17 protein-coding genes and 1 pseudogene are annotated in these 18,794 nt (G+C 65.4%); 6 read left to right on the forward strand and 12 right to left on the reverse strand.

What is annotated here, in order from left to right; all coding sequences use genetic code 11:
* Positions 1–242: 242 nt before the first annotated feature.
* A complete protein-coding gene (gene der / locus ACSKB9_RS00660) occupies positions 243–1,625 on the forward strand; it encodes a ribosome biogenesis GTPase Der (RefSeq protein WP_018271263.1) in 1,383 nt (460 codons plus the stop codon).
* Positions 1,622–2,869 (forward strand): MFS transporter, encoded by a 1,248-nt coding sequence (locus tag ACSKB9_RS00665; RefSeq protein ID WP_438071115.1) that lies wholly within the window; start codon positions 1,622–1,624, stop codon positions 2,867–2,869. The genes der and ACSKB9_RS00665 overlap by 4 nt, the downstream gene beginning before the upstream one ends.
* 33 nt (positions 2,870–2,902) lie before the next feature.
* Here ACSKB9_RS00665 and ACSKB9_RS00670 read toward each other — a convergent pair whose 3' ends face one another.
* Positions 2,903–3,295, reverse strand: coding sequence for a YybH family protein (locus ACSKB9_RS00670; RefSeq protein ID WP_438071116.1), 393 nt, complete (start codon positions 3,293–3,295; stop codon positions 2,903–2,905).
* 193 nt (positions 3,296–3,488) lie between these two features.
* Between ACSKB9_RS00670 and ACSKB9_RS00675 the strand changes: the two genes are divergently transcribed.
* From ACSKB9_RS00675 to ACSKB9_RS00690, 4 genes are all read left to right on the forward strand, one after another.
* A complete protein-coding gene (locus tag ACSKB9_RS00675) occupies positions 3,489–3,749 on the forward strand; it encodes a hypothetical protein (protein ID WP_438071117.1) in 261 nt (86 codons plus the stop codon).
* Positions 3,750–4,277: 528 nt separating this feature from the next.
* Positions 4,278–4,595 carry a hypothetical protein gene (locus ACSKB9_RS00680; RefSeq protein ID WP_438071119.1) on the forward strand — a complete coding sequence of 106 codons (318 nt, stop codon included), beginning with the start codon at positions 4,278–4,280 and terminating at the stop codon, positions 4,593–4,595.
* A 398-nt stretch (positions 4,596–4,993) separates the two neighbouring features.
* The gene (locus ACSKB9_RS00685; RefSeq protein ID WP_438071120.1) at positions 4,994–5,656 is read left to right on the forward strand and encodes a DUF3313 domain-containing protein; all 663 of its coding nucleotides are present in this window, start codon (positions 4,994–4,996) and stop codon (positions 5,654–5,656) included.
* Between the two features lie 51 nt (positions 5,657–5,707).
* A complete protein-coding gene (locus tag ACSKB9_RS00690) occupies positions 5,708–6,277 on the forward strand; it encodes a DUF2147 domain-containing protein (RefSeq protein WP_438071122.1) in 570 nt (189 codons plus the stop codon).
* Between the two features lie 145 nt (positions 6,278–6,422).
* Here the strand turns inward: ACSKB9_RS00690 and ACSKB9_RS00695 are convergent.
* The 11 genes and pseudogenes from ACSKB9_RS00695 to alr all read right to left on the reverse strand — a co-directional run bounded on the left by ACSKB9_RS00695 (position 6,423) and on the right by alr (position 18,783).
* A pseudogene (locus tag ACSKB9_RS00695) lies at positions 6,423–7,651 on the reverse strand (ABC transporter substrate-binding protein).
* A gap of 148 nt (positions 7,652–7,799) precedes the next feature.
* Positions 7,800–8,939, reverse strand: a complete 1,140-nt coding sequence (locus ACSKB9_RS00700) for a hypothetical protein (protein ID WP_438071124.1) — start codon at positions 8,937–8,939, stop codon at positions 7,800–7,802.
* Between the two features lie 192 nt (positions 8,940–9,131).
* A complete protein-coding gene (locus tag ACSKB9_RS00705; RefSeq protein ID WP_316399380.1) occupies positions 9,132–9,872 on the reverse strand; it encodes an SDR family NAD(P)-dependent oxidoreductase in 741 nt (246 codons plus the stop codon).
* A gap of 220 nt (positions 9,873–10,092) precedes the next feature.
* The gene (purF, locus tag ACSKB9_RS00710) at positions 10,093–11,643 is read right to left on the reverse strand and encodes an amidophosphoribosyltransferase (RefSeq protein ID WP_438071125.1); all 1,551 of its coding nucleotides are present in this window, start codon (positions 11,641–11,643) and stop codon (positions 10,093–10,095) included.
* Positions 11,644–11,668: 25 nt separating this feature from the next.
* Entirely contained in the window at positions 11,669–12,304 is a 636-nt protein-coding gene (locus ACSKB9_RS00715; protein ID WP_026192677.1) for a CvpA family protein, read from the reverse strand.
* Between the two features lie 53 nt (positions 12,305–12,357).
* Positions 12,358–13,977, reverse strand: coding sequence for a DNA repair protein RadA (gene radA / locus ACSKB9_RS00720; protein ID WP_438071127.1), 1,620 nt, complete (start codon positions 13,975–13,977; stop codon positions 12,358–12,360).
* A 96-nt stretch (positions 13,978–14,073) separates the two neighbouring features.
* A complete protein-coding gene (locus tag ACSKB9_RS00725; RefSeq protein ID WP_438071129.1) occupies positions 14,074–14,367 on the reverse strand; it encodes a hypothetical protein in 294 nt (97 codons plus the stop codon).
* 494 nt (positions 14,368–14,861) lie between these two features.
* Complete coding sequence (locus tag ACSKB9_RS00730; protein WP_050386652.1) at positions 14,862–15,149, reverse strand: hypothetical protein; 288 nt, start codon at positions 15,147–15,149, stop codon at positions 14,862–14,864.
* Between the two features lie 442 nt (positions 15,150–15,591).
* Positions 15,592–16,317 (reverse strand): sulfite exporter TauE/SafE family protein, encoded by a 726-nt coding sequence (locus ACSKB9_RS00735; protein WP_438071130.1) that lies wholly within the window; start codon positions 16,315–16,317, stop codon positions 15,592–15,594.
* Between the two features lie 360 nt (positions 16,318–16,677).
* Positions 16,678–17,448 (reverse strand): exodeoxyribonuclease III, encoded by a 771-nt coding sequence (locus tag ACSKB9_RS00740; RefSeq protein ID WP_438080010.1) that lies wholly within the window; start codon positions 17,446–17,448, stop codon positions 16,678–16,680.
* A gap of 30 nt (positions 17,449–17,478) precedes the next feature.
* Positions 17,479–18,783 carry an alanine racemase gene (gene alr / locus ACSKB9_RS00745; protein ID WP_438071132.1) on the reverse strand — a complete coding sequence of 435 codons (1,305 nt, stop codon included), beginning with the start codon at positions 18,781–18,783 and terminating at the stop codon, positions 17,479–17,481.
* Between the last annotated feature and the right edge of the window lie 11 nt (positions 18,784–18,794).

Genomic DNA, 18,794 nt, shown 5'->3' on the forward strand with positions numbered 1-18,794 from the left:
ACCTCGCCCCGCCTGCGGGGAGAGGTCGGAATTCAAGCACAGCTTGAATTCCGGGTGAGGGGGAGTCTCCACGAACTCACAACTGGCAGTGTTCGCGGAGAGGGCCCCTCACCCCAACCCTCTCCCCGTAAGAACGGGGAGAGGGAGAGATGCTCCATCATTTGCTTCGACCGCTTTCCAATCCTGCTGTAGTTCTTGCCAGCACCTTGACCCGCGCGTCGCAGACTGCGCCTGGATGATCCATGTCTTTTACCATCGCCATTATCGGCCGGCCCAATGTCGGAAAGTCGACGCTGTTCAACCGGCTGGTCGGCCAGAAGCTCGCGCTGGTCGACGACGAGCCCGGCGTCACGCGTGACCGTCGCGAGGGCCAGGCCAGGCTCTACGATCTCGACTTCACCATCATCGACACCGCAGGGCTCGACGAGGGCGCCAAGGGCTCGCTGACGGCACGGATGCAGGAGCAGACCGAGACCGCGATCGAGCTCGCCGATGCCCTGATGTTCGTGATCGACGCCCGCGTCGGCCTGACCCCGACCGATCGCGCCTTCGCCGACTTCGCCCGCAAGGCCAACAAGCCGGTGGTGCTGGTCGCCAACAAGGCCGAGGGCAAGCATGGCGAAATCGGCGCGATGGAATCCTACGCGCTCGGTCTCGGCGATCCCGTGCAGATCTCGGCCGAGCATGGCGAGGGCATGGGCGACCTCCACGAGGCGCTGAGCGCTCTGGTGCCGGAGACGCCGGAGGAAGACGACGAGCTTGAGGACGATGAGGACATCTCCGAGGAAGAGGCCGCGCAGCGTCCGATCCGCGTTGCCATCGTCGGCCGGCCGAATGCCGGCAAGTCGACGCTGATCAACCATCTGCTCGGCGAGGAGCGGCTGCTGACCAGTCCCGAGGCCGGCACCACGCGCGATTCCATCGCGGTCGAGATCACCTGGCAGGGCCGCCAGTTCCGGGTGTTCGACACCGCCGGCCTGCGCCGCCGCTCGCGGATCGAGGAGAAGCTGGAGAAGCTCTCGGTCGCCGACGCGTTGCGCGCGGTGCGCTTTGCCGAAGTCGTCGTGATGATGATGGACGCGCAGAACAAGTTCGAGGAGCAGGACCTGCGCATCGCCGACCTGATCGAGCGCGAAGGCCGCGCCATCGTGCTCGCGGTCAACAAATGGGACCTCGTCGAGCGCAAGCCGAACCAGATCTCGCAGCTGCGCACTGATGCCGACCACTGGCTGCCGCAGGTCAAGGGCGCGCCGATCGTCGCCGTCTCCGGCCTGATGGGCGAGGGCATCGACCGCCTGATGACGGCGATCCAGGAGGCCTATGCGGTCTGGAACCGGCGCTTGCCGACCTCGGCGCTCAATCGCTGGTTCGAGCAGGCGATCCAGGCCAACCCGCCGCCGGCGGTCTCGGGCCGCAGGCTGAAGCTGAACTACATTACGCAAGTGAAAGCGCGCCCGCCGAGCTTCGTGCTGTTCTGCTCGCGCGCCGATGCGATCCCGCGATCCTATCTGCGCTACCTCATCAACTCGCTGCGCGAGACGTTCGATCTGCCGGGCACGCCGATCCGGATCACGCTGCGCGAGAAGGCCAATCCGTTCGCCCACAAGCGCAAACGGCCGTCGTGAGCGAAAGGTCGGAGGGTGACACGGTTGCTGTAGCGCAACCGCGCAGCGGCGCGGTGATCTTCATCTTCATCACCCTTCTGCTCGACATGCTCGCGCTCGGGATCATCATCCCGATCCTGCCCAAGCTGATCGAAGGCTTCGTCAACAACGACACCGCAAATGCGGCGCGCATCTTCGGCGTGTTCGGCTCGATCTGGGCCTTGATGCAGTTCGTCTGCTCGCCGATATCAGGCGCGCTGTCCGATCGCTTCGGCCGCCGGCCGGTGGTGCTGCTGTCGAATTTCGGTCTCGCCGCCGACTATGTGCTGATGGCGCTGGCGCCGAACCTGATCTGGCTGTTCATCGGGCGGGCGATCTCGGGCATCACCTCGTCGAGCATCTCGACCGTGTTCGCCTATATCGCCGACGTCACCGCGCCGGAGCAGCGCGCAGCGATGTTCGGCAAGATCGGCGTCGCCTTCGGCGCCGGCTTCATCCTCGGACCGGCGCTCGGCGGCCTGCTCGGCGAGATCGATCCGCGGCTGCCGTTCTGGGCCGCGGCGGGCTTGAGCTTCGTCAACGGACTCTATGGCCTGTTCATCCTGCCGGAATCGCTGCCCGTGGAGCGGCGCGCGCCGTTCAAATGGAAGAGCGCCAATCCGATCGGCGCGCTGCATTTCCTGCGCTCGAACCGGACGCTCGCCGGCCTGTCGCTGGCGACGTTCTTCGGCCAGCTCGCGCATGTCGTGCTGCCTTCGGTGTTCGTGCTCTACGCCACCTATCGCTATGGCTGGGACACCGGCACCGTCGGCGCGACGCTGGCGCTGGTCGGCCTCTGCGGCATGATCGTGCAGGGCGCGGCGATCGGCCCGATCGTGCAGCGCCTCGGCGAGCGCAACGCGCTGTTCCTCGGCCTCGTCTGCGGCGCCTTTGGCTTCGTGATCTTCGGCGCTGCGCCGACCGGCCAGCTGTTCTGGATCGGCATTCCCGTGATGGCGCTGTGGGGCCTCTCGGGCGCTGCGACGCAGGCGCTGACGACGCAGCTCGTCGCCGCCGACCAGCAGGGCCAGTTGCAGGGCGCGACATCAAGCGTGCAGAGCATGTCGGAATTGATCGGCCCGTTCCTGTTCACGCTGACGTTTGCGTATTTCATCGGCGATACCGTGCCGCTCAAAATGCCCGGCGCGCCGTTCTATCTCGCGAGCGCGCTGTTGCTGCTCGCGCTCGCCATCGCCTGGCGCGCGACGGCGGCAAAGAGAGCGTAGGGCGGGCCGCCGACGGATCCACCACGAGACGCTCTATTCCGTCGCCGGCACCGAATGGTGCTCGTGCGTCACGCGCCACTCGCCGTCGACCTTGCGCAATCCGATCGTCAGCCTGAACTGGAACGTGGCATCAGGTGGCCCGCACCGCATCACCGCGACCGCGAAGGCCACATCATCGCCGGCCGTGATCGCGATCTCCTCGACATCGAAGGCGTAGGATGGGCGGTGATACCTGAAGAACAAGTCCCACGTCTTCCGGTATTCATCCAATCCGCGTGACTGCAATGGCGGCGGAACGTCGAACATCACGATGTCCTGATCGTGATGGGCGAAGATGCCGGGATAGTCGCGTCGGCGGACGGCGTCCGTCCAGGCGTCGATGAGCGCCCTGATTTCGGTTTCCGCCGTTTGTCTCTGCTGTGTCATCGCTCGCGTGCTCCGAATGCTGGCCGATGCTCCGAGGACGAATGCGAGCGCGCCGATCCGACACGCTGATGCGTCCGGCCGCACATGCCGGATTGCGTCATATTGTCCATGTACAAACCATCCGGTTGGTTTGTATAAGAGCTGATACCGGATGAAGACGCGCCCCGCTCCGGGGCGCGCTGCCAGGAGCAGCATGGTGACCGACGAGGTCGTTGATATCTGCGATGAATTGACCCGCTTCAGCGCCGCGCAGGCGGCACTGCTGACGTCGCGCGGCCTTGTCTACCTGACCGACCTGAAACTCGATGGCGGCAGGCACGGGACGATTGTCGCCGCCAGTTATGCCGAGGCGCAGGCCGTCGCCCGCGCACGCGGTCGAGGGGAACGGGTCGTCGGCCGAATGGCCTACGGCTTCCTTCATGGCCTGCTGCAGAAGGTTCGCTTGTGCGCGTGAGCGATCGGATAGGTCGATGACCAATTCCCGAGATCGACGCGTCTTCCGAGGGCGACACCGCCATTCCGGGGACGCCGTTCGCGCTGCCTCGCGGATCAGATGCAGCGCTTGAGATTGACCGAAGCCGCTGAGATACTGTGATCTCAAGCAACTCCTTTCTGAGTACACCATGGATAATCCTTCCCGCTCGGAACGCTCCCGCAACGCCGCACTCGACGCCGCGATCACCATCGTGACGCGCGATGGTCCGGGGCGCCTGACGCTGGACGCGATTGCGCGCGAGAGCGGTGCTCAGCAAGGGCGGCGTGATGCATCAGTTCCGCACCAAGGAAGCGGTGCTGCGCGCCTTGCTCGAGCAGCAGATGGCGCATTTCGAGGAATTCTCGAACCGCTACATCGAAAAGGTGCGCGGGACCACGGACCAGCCCGAACTGTCGGCGCAGATCGCGACGCTGCGGGAGGCGATCTCAACGCCGCGGGCAGGGGCGTTCGCACTGCTGGCGGCGATGAACGAGAAGTCCCGAATTGATGGCGATGCCGCGCGATGTCGACATCAAGAAGGTCGCGCTGATGAAGGCCGAGGCGAGCGATCCCGATCTCGCGCTGCTGCGCTGGGCGGCGGCGCGGGGGCTGCTGCTGAGTTCGTTGTTCGGCATGTTGTCGCTGACCGAGGCGGAGCGCGATCGCATGTTCGAGCGCTTGCTCGACGACAGCAAGTGGACCGCGATGGAGCAGGGCGCGACGGAGGCAGCAAAGCCGTCCAGGACGACGGCGGCGCGTACGGCATCTTCGCCTCCGGCCGGCGCGCGCGCGGCAAAGCCCGCATCGGCGCGCAAGCGCGGCTGAATCCCGCGCTGCCCAAAAAGCACAACGCCGCCCAAGCGGAATATGGATCGGTTGGCGGCGTTGGATCGGCACCGGGCCCCTGAAATACCCCGGCGATTTCTGCCGTACCACACGAGATGTCGCGGGTTTGTGACAACGCGCGGCCGCCATTCGCGAAGTCGCCTCGCCAGCTAGCTAACACGACATTTCGACACCGCATTTTTCTGACGCGGTTCCTGCGATTGCAACTTTACAAACCAACTGGTCGGTTTTATGGTTGATCGCACTGAGGCAAGGTCTGGCGGCGCCCCGCGACGGCGAGCCAGGTCGGCAGTGACGGCCGCAGCCGTACTTTTTAGCCCCGGACGCGGCTGCGGCCGAGCTGCTCTTCCGCTTTAGGGTCGGATGAGGAGATTGGAATGGAGAGCTCGATCGCCGTGCGCGGTCTGGGAGCGATGGCGCTTTGCGTCCTCGCCGGAGGATGTGCCGCCGTCACGCCGGTGGCCTATTCGGATGTGGCATCGTCGGCCTACATGACGCCGGATACGTCCAATTCTTCGGGACGTGTGCCGTATCGCTATGCGCCGCCGGTCGACTGGCGGAGCTACAACAAGGTGATGATCGATCCGGTCGTGATCTATCGCGGCGCGGATCATCAATTCGGCGACATGTCCGAGAAGGACAAGCAGACGCTCGCTGCCTACATGCAGACCCGCTTCGCCGACAAGCTGCGCGGCCGCTTCACGCTGGTGAACGCGCGCGGGCCGAACACGTTCCGCCTGCGGCTGACGCTGACCGGCGCGGTCGCCAACACGCCGGTGCTCGGCACGCTGTCGCGTTTCGATCTGGCGGGCGCGGTCTACAACGGCGTGCAGGCCGCGCGCGACGGCGAGGGCACGATGACCGGCTCCGTCATCTATGCCGTCGAGATGTTCGACAGCTCGACCTCGCGGCTGCTCGGCGCCTATGTCAGCAAGCAATATCCCAATGCCTACGACATCAAGGCCAGCGTCGGCGATCTCGCCGCGGCCACCGCCGGCATCGACAAGGGTGCCGATGCCTTCATGGCGCAATTGAAGTGACGCGCGCCGCGCGCGTCCGCAAACCATCCCGACGCTGAAAGGTCCTTTACCATGAACTTTCTGGTTCGCATGTTTCTGCGCAGCCTCGTCGCTGCCTTGCTGATGGGCTCGACCGGCCGCGCCGAGACGATTGCCCCAGCCGATCCCAGCGGCACCTGGCTGACCGAAGACGGCCGCGCACGCATCCGCCTCGAGCGCTGCGGCCCTGCGCATGACCGCATCTGCGGCTTCATCGTGTGGATGAAGGATCCGCTCAATTCACACGGCCAGCCGCTCCGCGACAGCTTCAATCCCGAACCCGACAAGCGGACGCGTGCGCTGCTCGGCCATCAGCTGATCCTCGGATTGAAGCTGATGCCGGAGGGCAGGTTCGACGGCGACATCTACAACGCCGAGGACGGCAAGTCCTATGCGGTCTCGCTGTGGCGCGACAAGTCCGACCGGCTGAAGCTCAAGGGATGCCTGCTCAAGCTGCTGTGCCAGACCCAGACCTGGACGCAGACGCTGGACGTGCAGCCGGGCCAGCTCGTCGGCCTGACCGGCGACGTCGGCGGCCCGCGCGCCGACAGGGAATGGGCATCGCTGCCGCCGCCCGTCAAGGCGAAGTCGGCGGCGAAGTAAGAAGGTGCAAAAAGTCATTCCGGGGCGATGCGCAGCATCGAACCTCAGGGGCGCAAGCGCGCCTCGGGGAATCTCGAGATTCCCCGATGCGCAATTGCGCATCTGAGGTTCGCGCGTTGCGCGCCCCGGAATGACCGCTACGCGGTCACTTCTTCAGCAGCGGACAGTCGCTGGCCTCAAGCGGCTTTGCGGCGTCTTCCGGCGCGATCGTGGCGATCAGCTTGTAATAGTCCCAGGGATATTTGAACTTCTTCGGGCTTCTTCACCTCGAACAGATAGGCCGGAATCAGGCGCCGGCCGTCGGCGCGCAGCGGGCCCTTGCCGAACAGCGGATCGTCGGTCGGCAATTCCTTCATCTTGGCGACGACCTTGGCGCCGTCATGCGGATTGCCGCCGAGCGCTTCCATCGCCTTGAGATAGTGCAGCACCATCGCGTAGTTGCCGGCCTGGGTCATCGACGGCATCGCGTTCTTGCTGGCGAGGGCGGCGAACCGCTTCGACCAGGCGCGGGTCTGATCGTTCATGTCCCAGATCGAAGGATTCCGTGAACGTCAGGCCTTGCGCGGTCTTCAACCCGAGCGAATGCACGTCGTTGATGAACAGCAGCAGCGCCGCGAGCTTTTGGCCGCCGGAAACGATGCCGAATTCGGCCGCCTGCTTGATCGCGTTGGTGGTGTCGCCGCCGGCATTGGCGAGGCCGACCACCTTGGCCTTGGACGATTGGGCCTGCAGCAGGAACGACGAGAAATCGGCGGTGTTGATCGGATGCTTGACGCTTCCGAGCACCTTGCCGCCATTGGCGTTGACGACCGCGGTGGTGTCACGCTCAAGCGCGTGGCCGAATGCATAGTCGGCCGTCAGGAAGAACCAGGTGTCGCCGCCGGCCTTCGTCAGGGCCTTGCCGGTGCCGTTGGCCAGCATGTAGGTGTCGTAGGTATATGAAATCGTGTTCGGCGTGCAGGCCTTGCCGGTGAGGTCGGCGGTCGCCGCGCCCGAATTCAGCAGGACGATGTTCTTTTCCTTGACGAGATTGTTGACCGCAAGCGCCACGCCGGAGTTCGGCGTGTCGGCGATCGCATCGACCTTCTCGTTGTCGACCCATTGCCGAGCGATGTTGACGCCGACGTCGGGCTTGTTCTGGTGGTCGCCACTGAGGACGTCGATCTTCCAGCCCTTCTTGAGCAGGCCGGAATCCTCGACGGCCATCTTGATCGCGACCACCGAGTTCGGGCCGCCGATGTCGGCATAGAGGCTCGACATATCGTTCAGCACGCCGATCTTGACGGTCTTGTCCTGCGCGAACGCAGAAGTTGAAAGGCCGAGTGCGGCGCAAGCAAGAAGCGCGGCGCAGCGCCGCGCAAACGTCGTTGTCATGAAATTCCCTCCACTGTCTAAAGCCCGGACAGCCCTCTTGCGGAGCCTTTTTGCCGGTCGCTCAAGTTCCCGCTTACCCTTTCCGGGGGAGGCGGCAATCCGCCTAAAGCCGGGTGGGCCTGCGTCGAAGCGTCATCCGGTGAAACCCTTACTTGAGCGCGTCGGAGGTCAGCTTGAATTTCTGGATCCTTTTTCCGGTGTCGACCTCGGCGGTATAGACGTTGCCCTTGGCGTCGACCGCGAGCGCGTGCACCCAGTGGAATTGCCCGGCGTTGCGGCCGTTGCGGCCGAAGCTGCCGACCACCGCGCCGTCGTCACGCCTGATGATGCGGATCTCGTTGTTCTCGCCGTCGGCGGAAAGCAGGTAGGTCTGCTTGGGATCGGGCCACAGCGCGATGTCCCACACCGCGCCGTTGCCGAGCGTGCTCTTCTCGAAGAAGAACTCCTTCACGAAGCTGCCGTCCTTCTTGAACACCTGGATGCGGTTGTTGATGCGGTCGCAAACATAGACCAGTCCGTCATTGGCGATCTTCACGCAGTGCACGGGATTGCCGAACTGCTGCGCGACCTGCGCCTTCGGATCGTAGGGCGGCTGCTCGGCGTCATCGGGCTTGTTGCCATAGGCGCCCCAGTGCCGCATGTAGGCGCCGGTGGTGGCATCGAACACGATGACGCGCCGGTTGCCGTAACCGTCGGCGACGTAGATCTCGTTGGCCTCCTTGTCGATCGCGGTCTCGGCGGGCTTGCCGAGCTGGGTGGTGTCGTTCGACCCCTTGCTCGGTGCGATCGAGCCGATCTGTGAGACGAACTTGCCGTCGAGGGTGAACTTGAGGATCGCATTGTCATTGTCGGCGTTGCCGCCGATCCAGACGAAGCCGCGCTCGTCGACCTCGATACCGTGCTCGCGGCCAACCCACTCATAGCCGTCACCCGGACCGCCCCAGGACCGCAGCAGATTGCCGTCAGCATCGAATTCGAGTACCGGCGGCGCCGAGACGCAGCATTTCGAGCGCGGCGGAGTGAGGCTCGCGCCCTTCTCGTCGTCGGTCAGCGAGCGCGGCCGGTGGATCATCCAGATGTGGCCCTGCCAATCCACCGTGATGCCGCCGACCTGGCCGAGGATCCAGTTGTTCGGCAGCGGCTTCGGCCATGATGCATCCACGGTGAAGGTCGGGATGTCGCCGGCTCTCGCGGGGGTTGGTGTAGCGAAGAGGGCTGATGATGCGATGCCGGCGGAGAGAAACAATCCGGACAGAATGAAGCGCGCGCGATTGAACGTCGGCGTCATGTTGCCTCCCGAAATTCTTCTTGGCGGGCGTCCCGCTGGGAAGGGCAGTCAATCGTGGGGCGGCGGGGAAGTCAATCGCAAGGAGGTGCGTAGCCCGGATGGAGCGAAGCGAAATCCGGGGCCGGTTTCTCCGCGTAGAGATTATCCCGGATTGCGCTTCGCTCCATCCGGGCTACGGAGAGAGAGCCGCGCTCACGCCGGCGGCTGGAAGCTGCGCAGCGTGCGCGCCTTGTAGTCGTAGAGCTTGCCGGTCTCGGTCCACGCGGGCGAACACATCGGCACGATGAATTCGGCGGCCATGTCGGGCGTGTCCAGCGTCATCGGGTCTTCGCCGGGAAACACCTGCGCGCGCATCCGGGTGCGGATCGGGCCGGGGCTGAACAGGTTGACGCGGAGCTTTGTGTTGGCGGTCTCGTTGGCCCAGGAGCGCACCAGTGCCTCCAGCGCGGCCTTCGAGGCCGCATAGGGGCCGAGATAGGCGTTGGCCTTGTGGGCCACGCCCGACGTCACGAACACCGCGCGGCCGGCGTCGGATTGGCGCAGCAGCGGGTCCATGCAGCGGATCAGCTGGAAGTTGGCGGTGACGTTGATCGCGAACACGTCGTTCCATGGCTTCAGCTCGATATGGCCGAGCGGCGACGACGGCCCTGCGGTGCCGGCATTGCCGACCAGGATGTCGAGCTTGCCGTGGCGCTCATGCAGCGCGAGGCCGAGCCGCGCGATGCCGTCGTAATCGGTGAGCGAGAGCGGCACCAGGGTGGCGCTGCCGCCGGCCTTGCGGATCTCGTCGTCGAGCTCTTCCAGCCCGCCTTGCGTGCGCGCCACCGCGACGACATGCGCGCCGGCCTTGGCCAGTGCGACCGCGGTCGCATAGCCGATGCCGCGCGAGGCGCCGGTCACGAGGGCGATACGGGAGGCGAGGGGTGTTGTCATGTCTGTCTGTCCGCGTGTTTGCCCGGGGTATTACAGACGGAAATGCCCGGGACAAGCCCGGCCATGGCTAAAAGACATGGTCATTCCGGGATGGTCCGAAGGACCAGACCTCAGATGCGCAATCGCGCATCGGGGAATCTCGAAATTTGAGGCAAGAACGCAAGACAACTTCGAGATCCCGGGTTCGATGCTGCGCATCGCCCCGGGATGACGCTTCGCCTCAGCTCGCCTCCGCCAGCAGCGAGAGCTGGCGCGGCGGGGCCTCGGTTTCGCTCTGGTCGGTGAGGTGGGTCGGGTAGGCGCCGGTGAAGCAATGGTCGGCGAACCTCGGATTTGCCGGGTCGCGCCCCTCATAGCCCATCGCGCGGTACATGCCGTCGATCGACAGGAAGGCGAGCGAGTCGGCGCCGATGATGTCGCGCATCTCCTCGAGCGAATGGGTCGCGGCGAGCAGGCCGCCGCGGTCCGGCAGGTCGATGCCGTAATAGTCGGGATAGAGGATCGGCGGCGAGGCGAGGCGGAAATGCACCTCGCGGGCGCCGGCATCGCGCATCATGCGCACGATCTTCTTCGAGGTGGTGCCGCGGACCAGACTGTCGTCGATCAGGATGATGCGCTTGCCCTCGATCGCGGCGCGGTTGGCCGAATGCTTCATGCGCACGCCGAGCTCGCGCACGCTCTGGGTCGGCTGGATGAAGGTGCGGCCGACATAGTGGTTGCGGATGATGCCGAGCTCGAACGGCACGCCGGAATACTGGCTGTAGCCGACCGCGGCGGGCACGCCGGAATCCGGCACCGGCACCACGACGTCGACCTCGGGATGGCTCTCGCGCGCCAGCTGGGCGCCGAACGCCTTGCGCACGTCGTAGACCGAGCGGCCGCCGACGATCGAGTCCGGGCGCGCGAAATAGATGTATTCGAAGATGCAGGGCCGGGCCGGCTTCGGCGGGAACGGCTTGTGGCTGTGCGCCCCTCGCTCGTCGAACACGATGATCTCGCCGGGCTCGATGTCGCGGACGTATTTGGCGCCGATCATGTCGAGCGCGCAGGTCTCCGAGGTCAGGATCGGACGACCGTCGAGATCGCCGAGCACCAGCGGGCGGATGCCGAGCGGGTCGCGCGCGCCGACCAGCTTCTTGTTGGTCAGCGCGACCAGCGCATAGGCACCTTCGATGGTGCGCAGCGCCTCGATGAAGCGGTCGATGAAGCGGGTGCGCTTGGACTGCGCCACGAGATGCAGGATCACCTCGGTGTCGGTGGTCGACTGCATCATGGCGCCGCCCTTGACCAACTCGCGGCGCAGGGTCAGGCCATTGGTGAGGTTGCCGTTGTGGCCGACCGCAAAGCCGCCGGCGCTGAGCTCGGCGAACAGCGGCTGCACGTTGCGCAGGATGGTGCCGCCAGTGGTGGAGTAGCGGACATGGCCGACCGCGGCGTTGCCGGGCAGGCGCTCGATCACCTCGCGGCGGGAGAAGGCGTCGCCGACCAGGCCGAGGCGGCGTTCACTGTGGAAGCGGCTGCCGTCGAAGGAGACGATGCCGGCGGCCTCCTGGCCGCGGTGTTGCAGGGCGTGCAGGCCGAGTGCGGTGATCGCGGCGGCCTCGGGATGGCCGAAGATCCCGAACACGCCGCATTCCTCGCGGAGCGTGTCGCCATCGAGGTCGGGGTGGTATCTGAGAGGGTCGTTTTTAGGGTCGTCTTGCAGTTCGATCGGGCCGAGGTCGAGATCCATTTGGTCGGTGTGATCCGAAGGGGTCTGCATCTCGTTCATCGCCTCTCGTAAGGGCCCAAATAGTTTATCGGCCCGCGGGTTTCTCGATCAGCTTCTTCAAGCTGTCACGCGCAGGTTTGCTGTAGCCATCACCCGACGCCGGCGTCGCCTGATCATTGGTATCGGCCGCAGAATCGTCGTCTGGCTTATTCTTCTTGAACTTCTTTAAGATGGTATTCTCGGGGTCGTCAGGCAAGAGCGACATCAGCCAATCCCCGGTTCCCTGCAGCACCACGCGGGACTTCGCTCCGGTCACCCAATCGGGCCGCTGCTTGTCCGGAACCAGCCAGGTGAAGAACATGAACGCCACGACCACGATCAGGAGGCCGCGGGCGAGCCCGAACAGGAAGCCGAGGGTGCGGTCGAGCGCGCCGATCCGGGAATCCAGGATCATGTCCGAGATCCGCACCGTGACGATCGAGACCACGATCAGCGTGCCGATGAAGACGCCGGCCACCACGACCACGGCCGCGACCGTGTCGTTGTTGAAATAGGTCTTGGCGGTCGGCAGAAGCTTCGAGAATGCATACAGCGTGACCAAAGCGGCGGCGCCCCAGGCCGCGATCGACAGGATCTCGCGCATGAAGCCGCGCACCATCGCGAGCAGGCCCGAAATCAGCATCACGCCGAGCAGGACGAGATCAAGTATCGTTATGGGCATCGGCTGGTCAGGTCCGCTGGTACGTTTCGGTACGCTGTTAAGGGCTTACGTTGTTAAGGGCTTACGCTGCTAAGGGCTCTCGCGAATCGGCGAAGTCGGTGCCGTCCTAACTGAGGCGCATTGGGGGCGTCCGGCAAGGCCAGAGCGCCACCTGTCCCGCGCGGCGGATGTATAGCGGCGGGGGGCTGATACGTCACGCCCGCTTTAACTGGTCTCGCGACGGAATCGGGCCGGTGTGGCATTTTTCTCAGCCGCATCAGGGCCTCCGGTGCCGCCCTGGTCGCGCCGGCCGCCCGGGGCGTTCCGCGTGCCGCAATTTCGGCGACCAGCGTGGTGAGATTGCCGACGCTGTTGAGGGTGAGCCCTGAATCGCCGCCGCTCTCGCCGCGGGCCGATTCGGGCAGGATGGCGCGGGCGAAGCCGAGCTTGAGGGCCTCCTTGAGCCGGGCCGGGGTCTGCGCCACCGGGCGGATCGCGCCCGACAGCGAAATCTCGCCAAAATAGACCGCATCCGTCGGCAGCGGCGCATTCACCAGCGAGGAGACCAGCGCGGCAGCCGCGGCAAGGTCCGCGGCCGGCTCCTGGATGCGCAGGCCGCCGGCGACATTGAGATAGACGTCATGTCCGGACAATTTGACGCCGCAATGCGCTTCCAGCACCGCGAGCACCATCGACAGCCGGCTCGGATCCCAGCCGACCACGGCACGGCGCGGCGTGCCGAGCGAGGTCGGCGCCACCAGCGCCTGCAATTCGACCGGCACCGGACGGGTGCCCTCGATGCCGGCGAACACCGCCGTGCCGGGGCTGCCGAGCTCGCGCTCGGAGAGGAACAATTCGGAGGGATTGGTGACCTCGCGCAGGCCGAGGCCGGTCATCTCGAATACGCCGATCTCGTCGGTCGCGCCAAAACGGTTCTTCACCGAGCGCAGGATGCGGAACTGCTGCGAGCCTTCGCCCTCGAACGACAGCACCGCATCGACCATGTGCTCGACCACGCGGGGACCGGCGATCTGGCCGTCCTTTGTCACATGGCCGACCAGGATGATCGCGGCACCCATCTTCTGGCAAAACGAATGAGGGCCTGCGCCGAGGCGCGGACCTGGGTCACCGTGCCGGGCGCGGATTCCGCCGTGTCGGTCCACATGGTCTGGATCGAAGTCGATCACGATCAGGCGCGGCACCGCGCCTTCCGACAGCGTCGCGACGATGTCCTCGACCGAGGTTTCCGAAGCCAGCTGCACCGGAGCGTCCGCAAGCCCGAGCCGTTCGGCCCGCAGCCGCACCTGGGCGACCGCCTCTTCGCCGGAGATATAGACCGCGCGGTGACCTGCGCGCGCCATCATGCTGGTCGCCTGCGTCAGCAGCGTCGATTTTCCGATGCCGGGATCGCCGCCGACCAGCAGCACCGAGCCGCGGACGAAGCCGCCGCCGGTGACGCGGTCGAGCTCGGCCATCCCGGAGGACAGCCGCGGCGCGTCCTGGGTCTTGCCGGACAGCAATTCCAGCGCAAACGTCCGCCCCTTGCGCTTGCTGCGGATCGAGACCGGCACCGAGCCTGTGGTGTCTTCCTCGGCCAGCGTGTTCCACTCGCCGCAGGAATCGCACTTGCCCTGCCAGCGATTATACGCCGCGCCGCAGTTCTGGCAGACGAAGGAGAGGGTGGATTTGGCCATGGAGCAGGTAAGTCGCGCTATCGCGCACGATGCATAGCACGGTTCGGCCGCCGCGCACGATCCATCGAAGACGGAGTGCCGGATGGCGGGGCCGGCTCAGCGCGAGAACACCCGCGTTCCGCCCGGCCAGCGCGGCTTGTCGCCGACCGGACTTGCGCCGATTTCCCAGCCGACGCCGCCCCACAGCACGTCGACGGCACCAAGCTCTCCGGCGCTGTCGCGGACGTAAAACACGTTCGGCTTGGCGTTGACTTCCAGCGGGCCGTTGCTGCCGCTGGGCTGTCGCCTCAACGCGCACCAGACGTCGGCCAGCCTGCTCTCGTGGCTCTGACCTAGTCTGGCGAGGATCTCCTTGTCGCTCGAGGCCGCGCTCAGGATGAAGGTCTGCAACGATGCGCCGCCGCTATCGTCCTCGATCTTGTTCGTGAAGCGCTGCGCGAAGGTCGCGCCTCAGCCAGGAAATCCTGACCGGCGCGCTCGAGGCGATGTCCTCCTTGAAATGTTCCCGCGCGACGAATTTTTCGGCGTGGGGAATTGCCGAGGTCGACGACGGATCGGACGGTTCCTCGCTTTTCGGCTGCAGGGAACATGCAACGCGGTCAGCAGCGGCAACGGCACCCGGTTGTCCCGGTCTTGTATCGTCTGCCGCGACGCTCAATCCCTGCGTCGCCAGAACAACCGTCAACCACAGGGTGAGGCTTGGTTGGCGCATGTTGTTGTTGTCCCTGAATCCGCTGTGCTCGCGGAGACAAGGTAAACCGCATCTTGCAGATGTAAATCAAAGATCAGGTTTCTGGTTAAGGATAAAAAGTAAGTTCAACTACAGCGCGAATTTGAATCAAATGCGCTTCGCGCAAGGGAACTGCTCTCGCTTGTACGCGCGGTCAAACGTGGAGGTCCCGCCTCGACAGCAGCAGCGGCGGATTCTCGCGCGGCGTCAAACTCGTCGGCAGAGCGCGGCAGCATCTCGCCTGCGCGCGCAACGGATCGCTCCAGCTCCAGCGAACCCGCCACGACGGATTGTTCGCGTAGGCCGGAATTCGCCAGACCCAGATCGTTTCGTAGACGCTGTCGCCGAACTGCGCGACATCGGGCCTTGCCGTCGGCCACAACGCCGAGCCGGCAACGGCGAACGTCACAATCGCCGCAGTCGTGATCATCATCTTGCGCATCGCGCGCCTGCCTTTCCCGCCTGTCGTGGGCTTTGACGACCCGCGACTCCCAATGCTTCGACTTGCGATCCCGCATTCGTCAGGCCGACATCGGCGACATCAGGCGCCGGGCTCTGCGCCCGATCTGCACGCCATGTGTCGCTGAACTCGTGTCGCCTGAACTCTCGGGACTCGCATCCGGGTCGTCGATCAACCCTGTGATGCCTGCTGGAGCAAAGTTCTTTTCCGCAAACGATCAAGTGCAAGTAATGAGATTGTCATAAACGCAGCGGCCGGACGATGGCAATCCGGATAACAACGGAAGGTGAGCGCTCAACAAAACTCTTTCGGGGTACACGCCACCCGATGCGCAAAGCCCCGTAGAATTACGACACCATCGGGAGGATGTTGGTGTTCGTCACGGTGAAATCCGTTTGCCCAGGGCCTGGTCGATGTCGGAATTTTACTGCGTCATTGCAGACCACAATAGCGCCGTGCCCGCCGCCAGCATGATGCCGTCCATGATCAGGCGGAACAACTCCGGCTTCAGCTGCAGCACGAAGCGCTTGGCGATGAAGGCGCCGGCCATCAGCGAGGCGCCGGCGATGAGGCCCTTCAGCGCGATGTCCGGCGTCAGTGCGCCGAAGCGCTCGAACGTCACCGACTTGCTGACATAGAGCCCGAGCGAGCTCGCCGCCTCGGTGGCGAGGAACGCGCCCTTGCTGAGACCGTAGAACAGGAACAGCGGCACGCTGAGCGGGCCGGTCGAGGCCACGATGCCGGTGAGGTAGCCGATGAGAGCGCCGCCGATTGCGAGATGCCAGAGATTGGCCTTCAGCCTGTGCCGCGCCAGCCAGTGCCGCACCGGCACCATCGCGATCAGGAATACGCCGATCGCGATATCGACCGCATGCGAGGGCAGCGCGAGCAGGGTGCGCGCGCCGAGTGCGGCGGCCGGGATGCCGGTGATCGAGTAGGCGATGCAGGCACGCCAGTCGACCTCGCGCCACCAGGCGAGGATGCGCGACAGATTGGCCATCACGGCGGCGACGGCCATGATCGGTACCGCCTGCTTCGGTCCGTACTGATAGACCAGCACCGGCATCAGCATGATCGACGAGCCGGTGCCGACGATGCCGGAAATGGTGCCGGCGACCAGGCCGACGATGAGGACGAAGAGAAAGCCCACCTGCGCGCTCCGGTGAGGTGATCCCGAGCCATGCTGAATGCGTGTCCCGGGAGAGGGGCTCAGTGTGACCTCATGGTTCGAGACGGCGCAAGGGCGCCGCCGAGCCATCGACACGCCATCGTGCGCAGCGCAGCAAGACTTGGACAAATCATGTCGCGAGAATGCGGTGGTATAACTCGATAGACCGCGCAACACATTTTATGTCGTCCCTGCGAACGCAGGGACCCATAACCACGAATGCTGATTATCGCGCATCGCCGGAACGACAAGTCCCGTTCGCAACATCGGCCGCGGAGTACGGGTCCCTGCTTTCGCAGGGACGACAGAGTGATTGTGGCGCGAGCGCGACACGCAAACCCGTCACCTCAACACCACCCACGCCGGCGCGTGATCGCTGGCGCCGTCCTCGCCGCGGATGGCGCGGTCGACGCCGGCTTTCAGGAGCCGCGGCGCCACTGCGGGGCTGAGCAGGAGATGATCGAGCCGCAGGCCTGCATCGCGTGGCCAGCGCTGGCGCTTGTAGTCCCAGAAGGTGAACATCTGATCGTCCGGATGCAGGGTGCGGATCGCATCGCACCAGCCCTGATCGACCAGCGCCTTGAAGGCGGCGCGGCTCTTCGGCTGGATCAGCGCATCCTTGTCCCAGGACCGCGTTGGGTAGATGTCGAACGGCGTCGGCGCGACATTGTAGTCGCCGGCGAGCACCACCGGGACGTCCTGCTTGAGCAGCTTGGCGGCATGGGCGCGCAGCCGCTTGAACCAGGCGAGCTTGTAATCGAATTTCGGTCCGGGCTGCGGATTGCCGTTCGGCAGATAGAGGCTGGTGACGACGATGCCGCGCACCGCGGCCTCGATGTAGCGCGCTTCGTGATCGCCGGCATCGCCGGGCAGGGCGGTGCGGATCAGCACCGGCTCAGCCTTGCGCGCGAGGATGGCGACGCCGTTCCAGGTCTTCTGTCCCTGCCACACCGCGCCGTAGCCGGCCTGCCCGATCGCGGCCGCGGGAAACTCGGCGTCGCTTGCCTTCAGCTCCTGCAGGCTGACGACGTCAGGCTTGGCGGTCTTGAGCCAGCGCAACAGGTTGGGCAGGCGGCGGTTGACGTTGTTGATGTTGAAGGTCGCGATCTTCATGCGCACCGGCAATCGCGAACCTTGATCATGTCAGGTGGACGTCGCCGTTGGCTCGGCGGCCGGCAGTGGCGGCGGCGCAGCGGGCGCTGCTGTTGGCAAGGCTGGCGGGGCTGCGGGCGGGGCAGCCGGCTCGCTCGTCTCGGCGACCGCGTCGCTTCTCGCGGCGACGGCATCGCCGCCCTTGTAGATGCGCACGAAGCGGCGGCCGAGGCTGGTCAGCACCTCGTAGCCGATGGTGCCGAAATGATGCGCGACCTCGTCGACCGTGATGCCTTCGCCAATCAGCGTCACCATGTGGCCGCGCCGCACGGCATTCTTGTCGAGGTCGGTGACATCGACCGCGATCAGGTCCATCGAGACGCGGCCGGCGATCGGGCAGCGCTTGCCGGCGACCACGACCTCGGCGCCGCGGGTGCCGTCATTGGCGCTGGCGGCGCGGAAATAGCCGTCGGCATAGCCGGCGGCGACGATCGCAAGCCGGGTCGGCCGGCGCGCGGTCCAGGTGCCGCCATAGCCGACGGTCTCGCCGCGGTCGATGTTGCGGATCTGCACGATGCGCGCCTTGAGGTCGATCACCTGCTGCATCGGGTTGTCCGCCTCCGGCGTCGGATTGACGCCATACAGCGCGCAGCCCGGCCGCACCATCTCGAACTGGAATTGCGCGCCGAGAAACACGCCGGAAGAATTCGCCAGCGAGGCCGGCACGCCGGTGAACAGGCTCGCGATCTCGCGGAAGCTCGCAAGCTGCTTGGCGTTGGCGGGATTGTTGAGCAATTCGGCGGAGGCGAGGTGGCTCATGACCAGCGTGATGCCGTGGTCGCCGGCATTGATCCGCGGGATGATGCCCTGCGCCTCGCTGACCGTGAGCCCCAGCCGGTTCATGCCGGTGTCGATATGGATGCCGGCGCCGCCGGACCAGCCGGAGCGGCGGCAGAACACGTCCCATTCGGCGAGCTCGTTGAGATCGCCGATCACCGGCTTGCAGTCGATCCTGGCGTAGGCGTCGCCGGTGTTCTGGAAGAAGCCGCCGAGCGAATACACCGTCGCCTCGGGAGCGGCCGCGCGCACCGCGGCGGCCTCCTCGACGCTGGCGACGAAGAAGGTCTTGCAGCCGGCCTTGGCCAGCGCCCGCGCAACCTGCTCGGCGCCGCAGCCATAGGCGTTGGCCTTGACCACGGCGGCGCATTCGGCCGGCACCGCGGTCTTCTCGAGCTTGCGCCAGTTGGCGATGATGGCGTCGAGGTCGATGGTGAGGATACCGCTGGCGGTCGGGTGGGCCGCCAGCAAACTGGCCTCGGATGTCAGCTGCGATTTCGCGTCAGTCACGATGTTCATGGCTCAGTTGT

Origin of the sequence: Bradyrhizobium sp. BR 1433 (assembly GCF_051547665.1) — a bacterium.
Lineage (GTDB): Bacteria > Pseudomonadota > Alphaproteobacteria > Rhizobiales > Xanthobacteraceae > Bradyrhizobium > Bradyrhizobium australafricanum.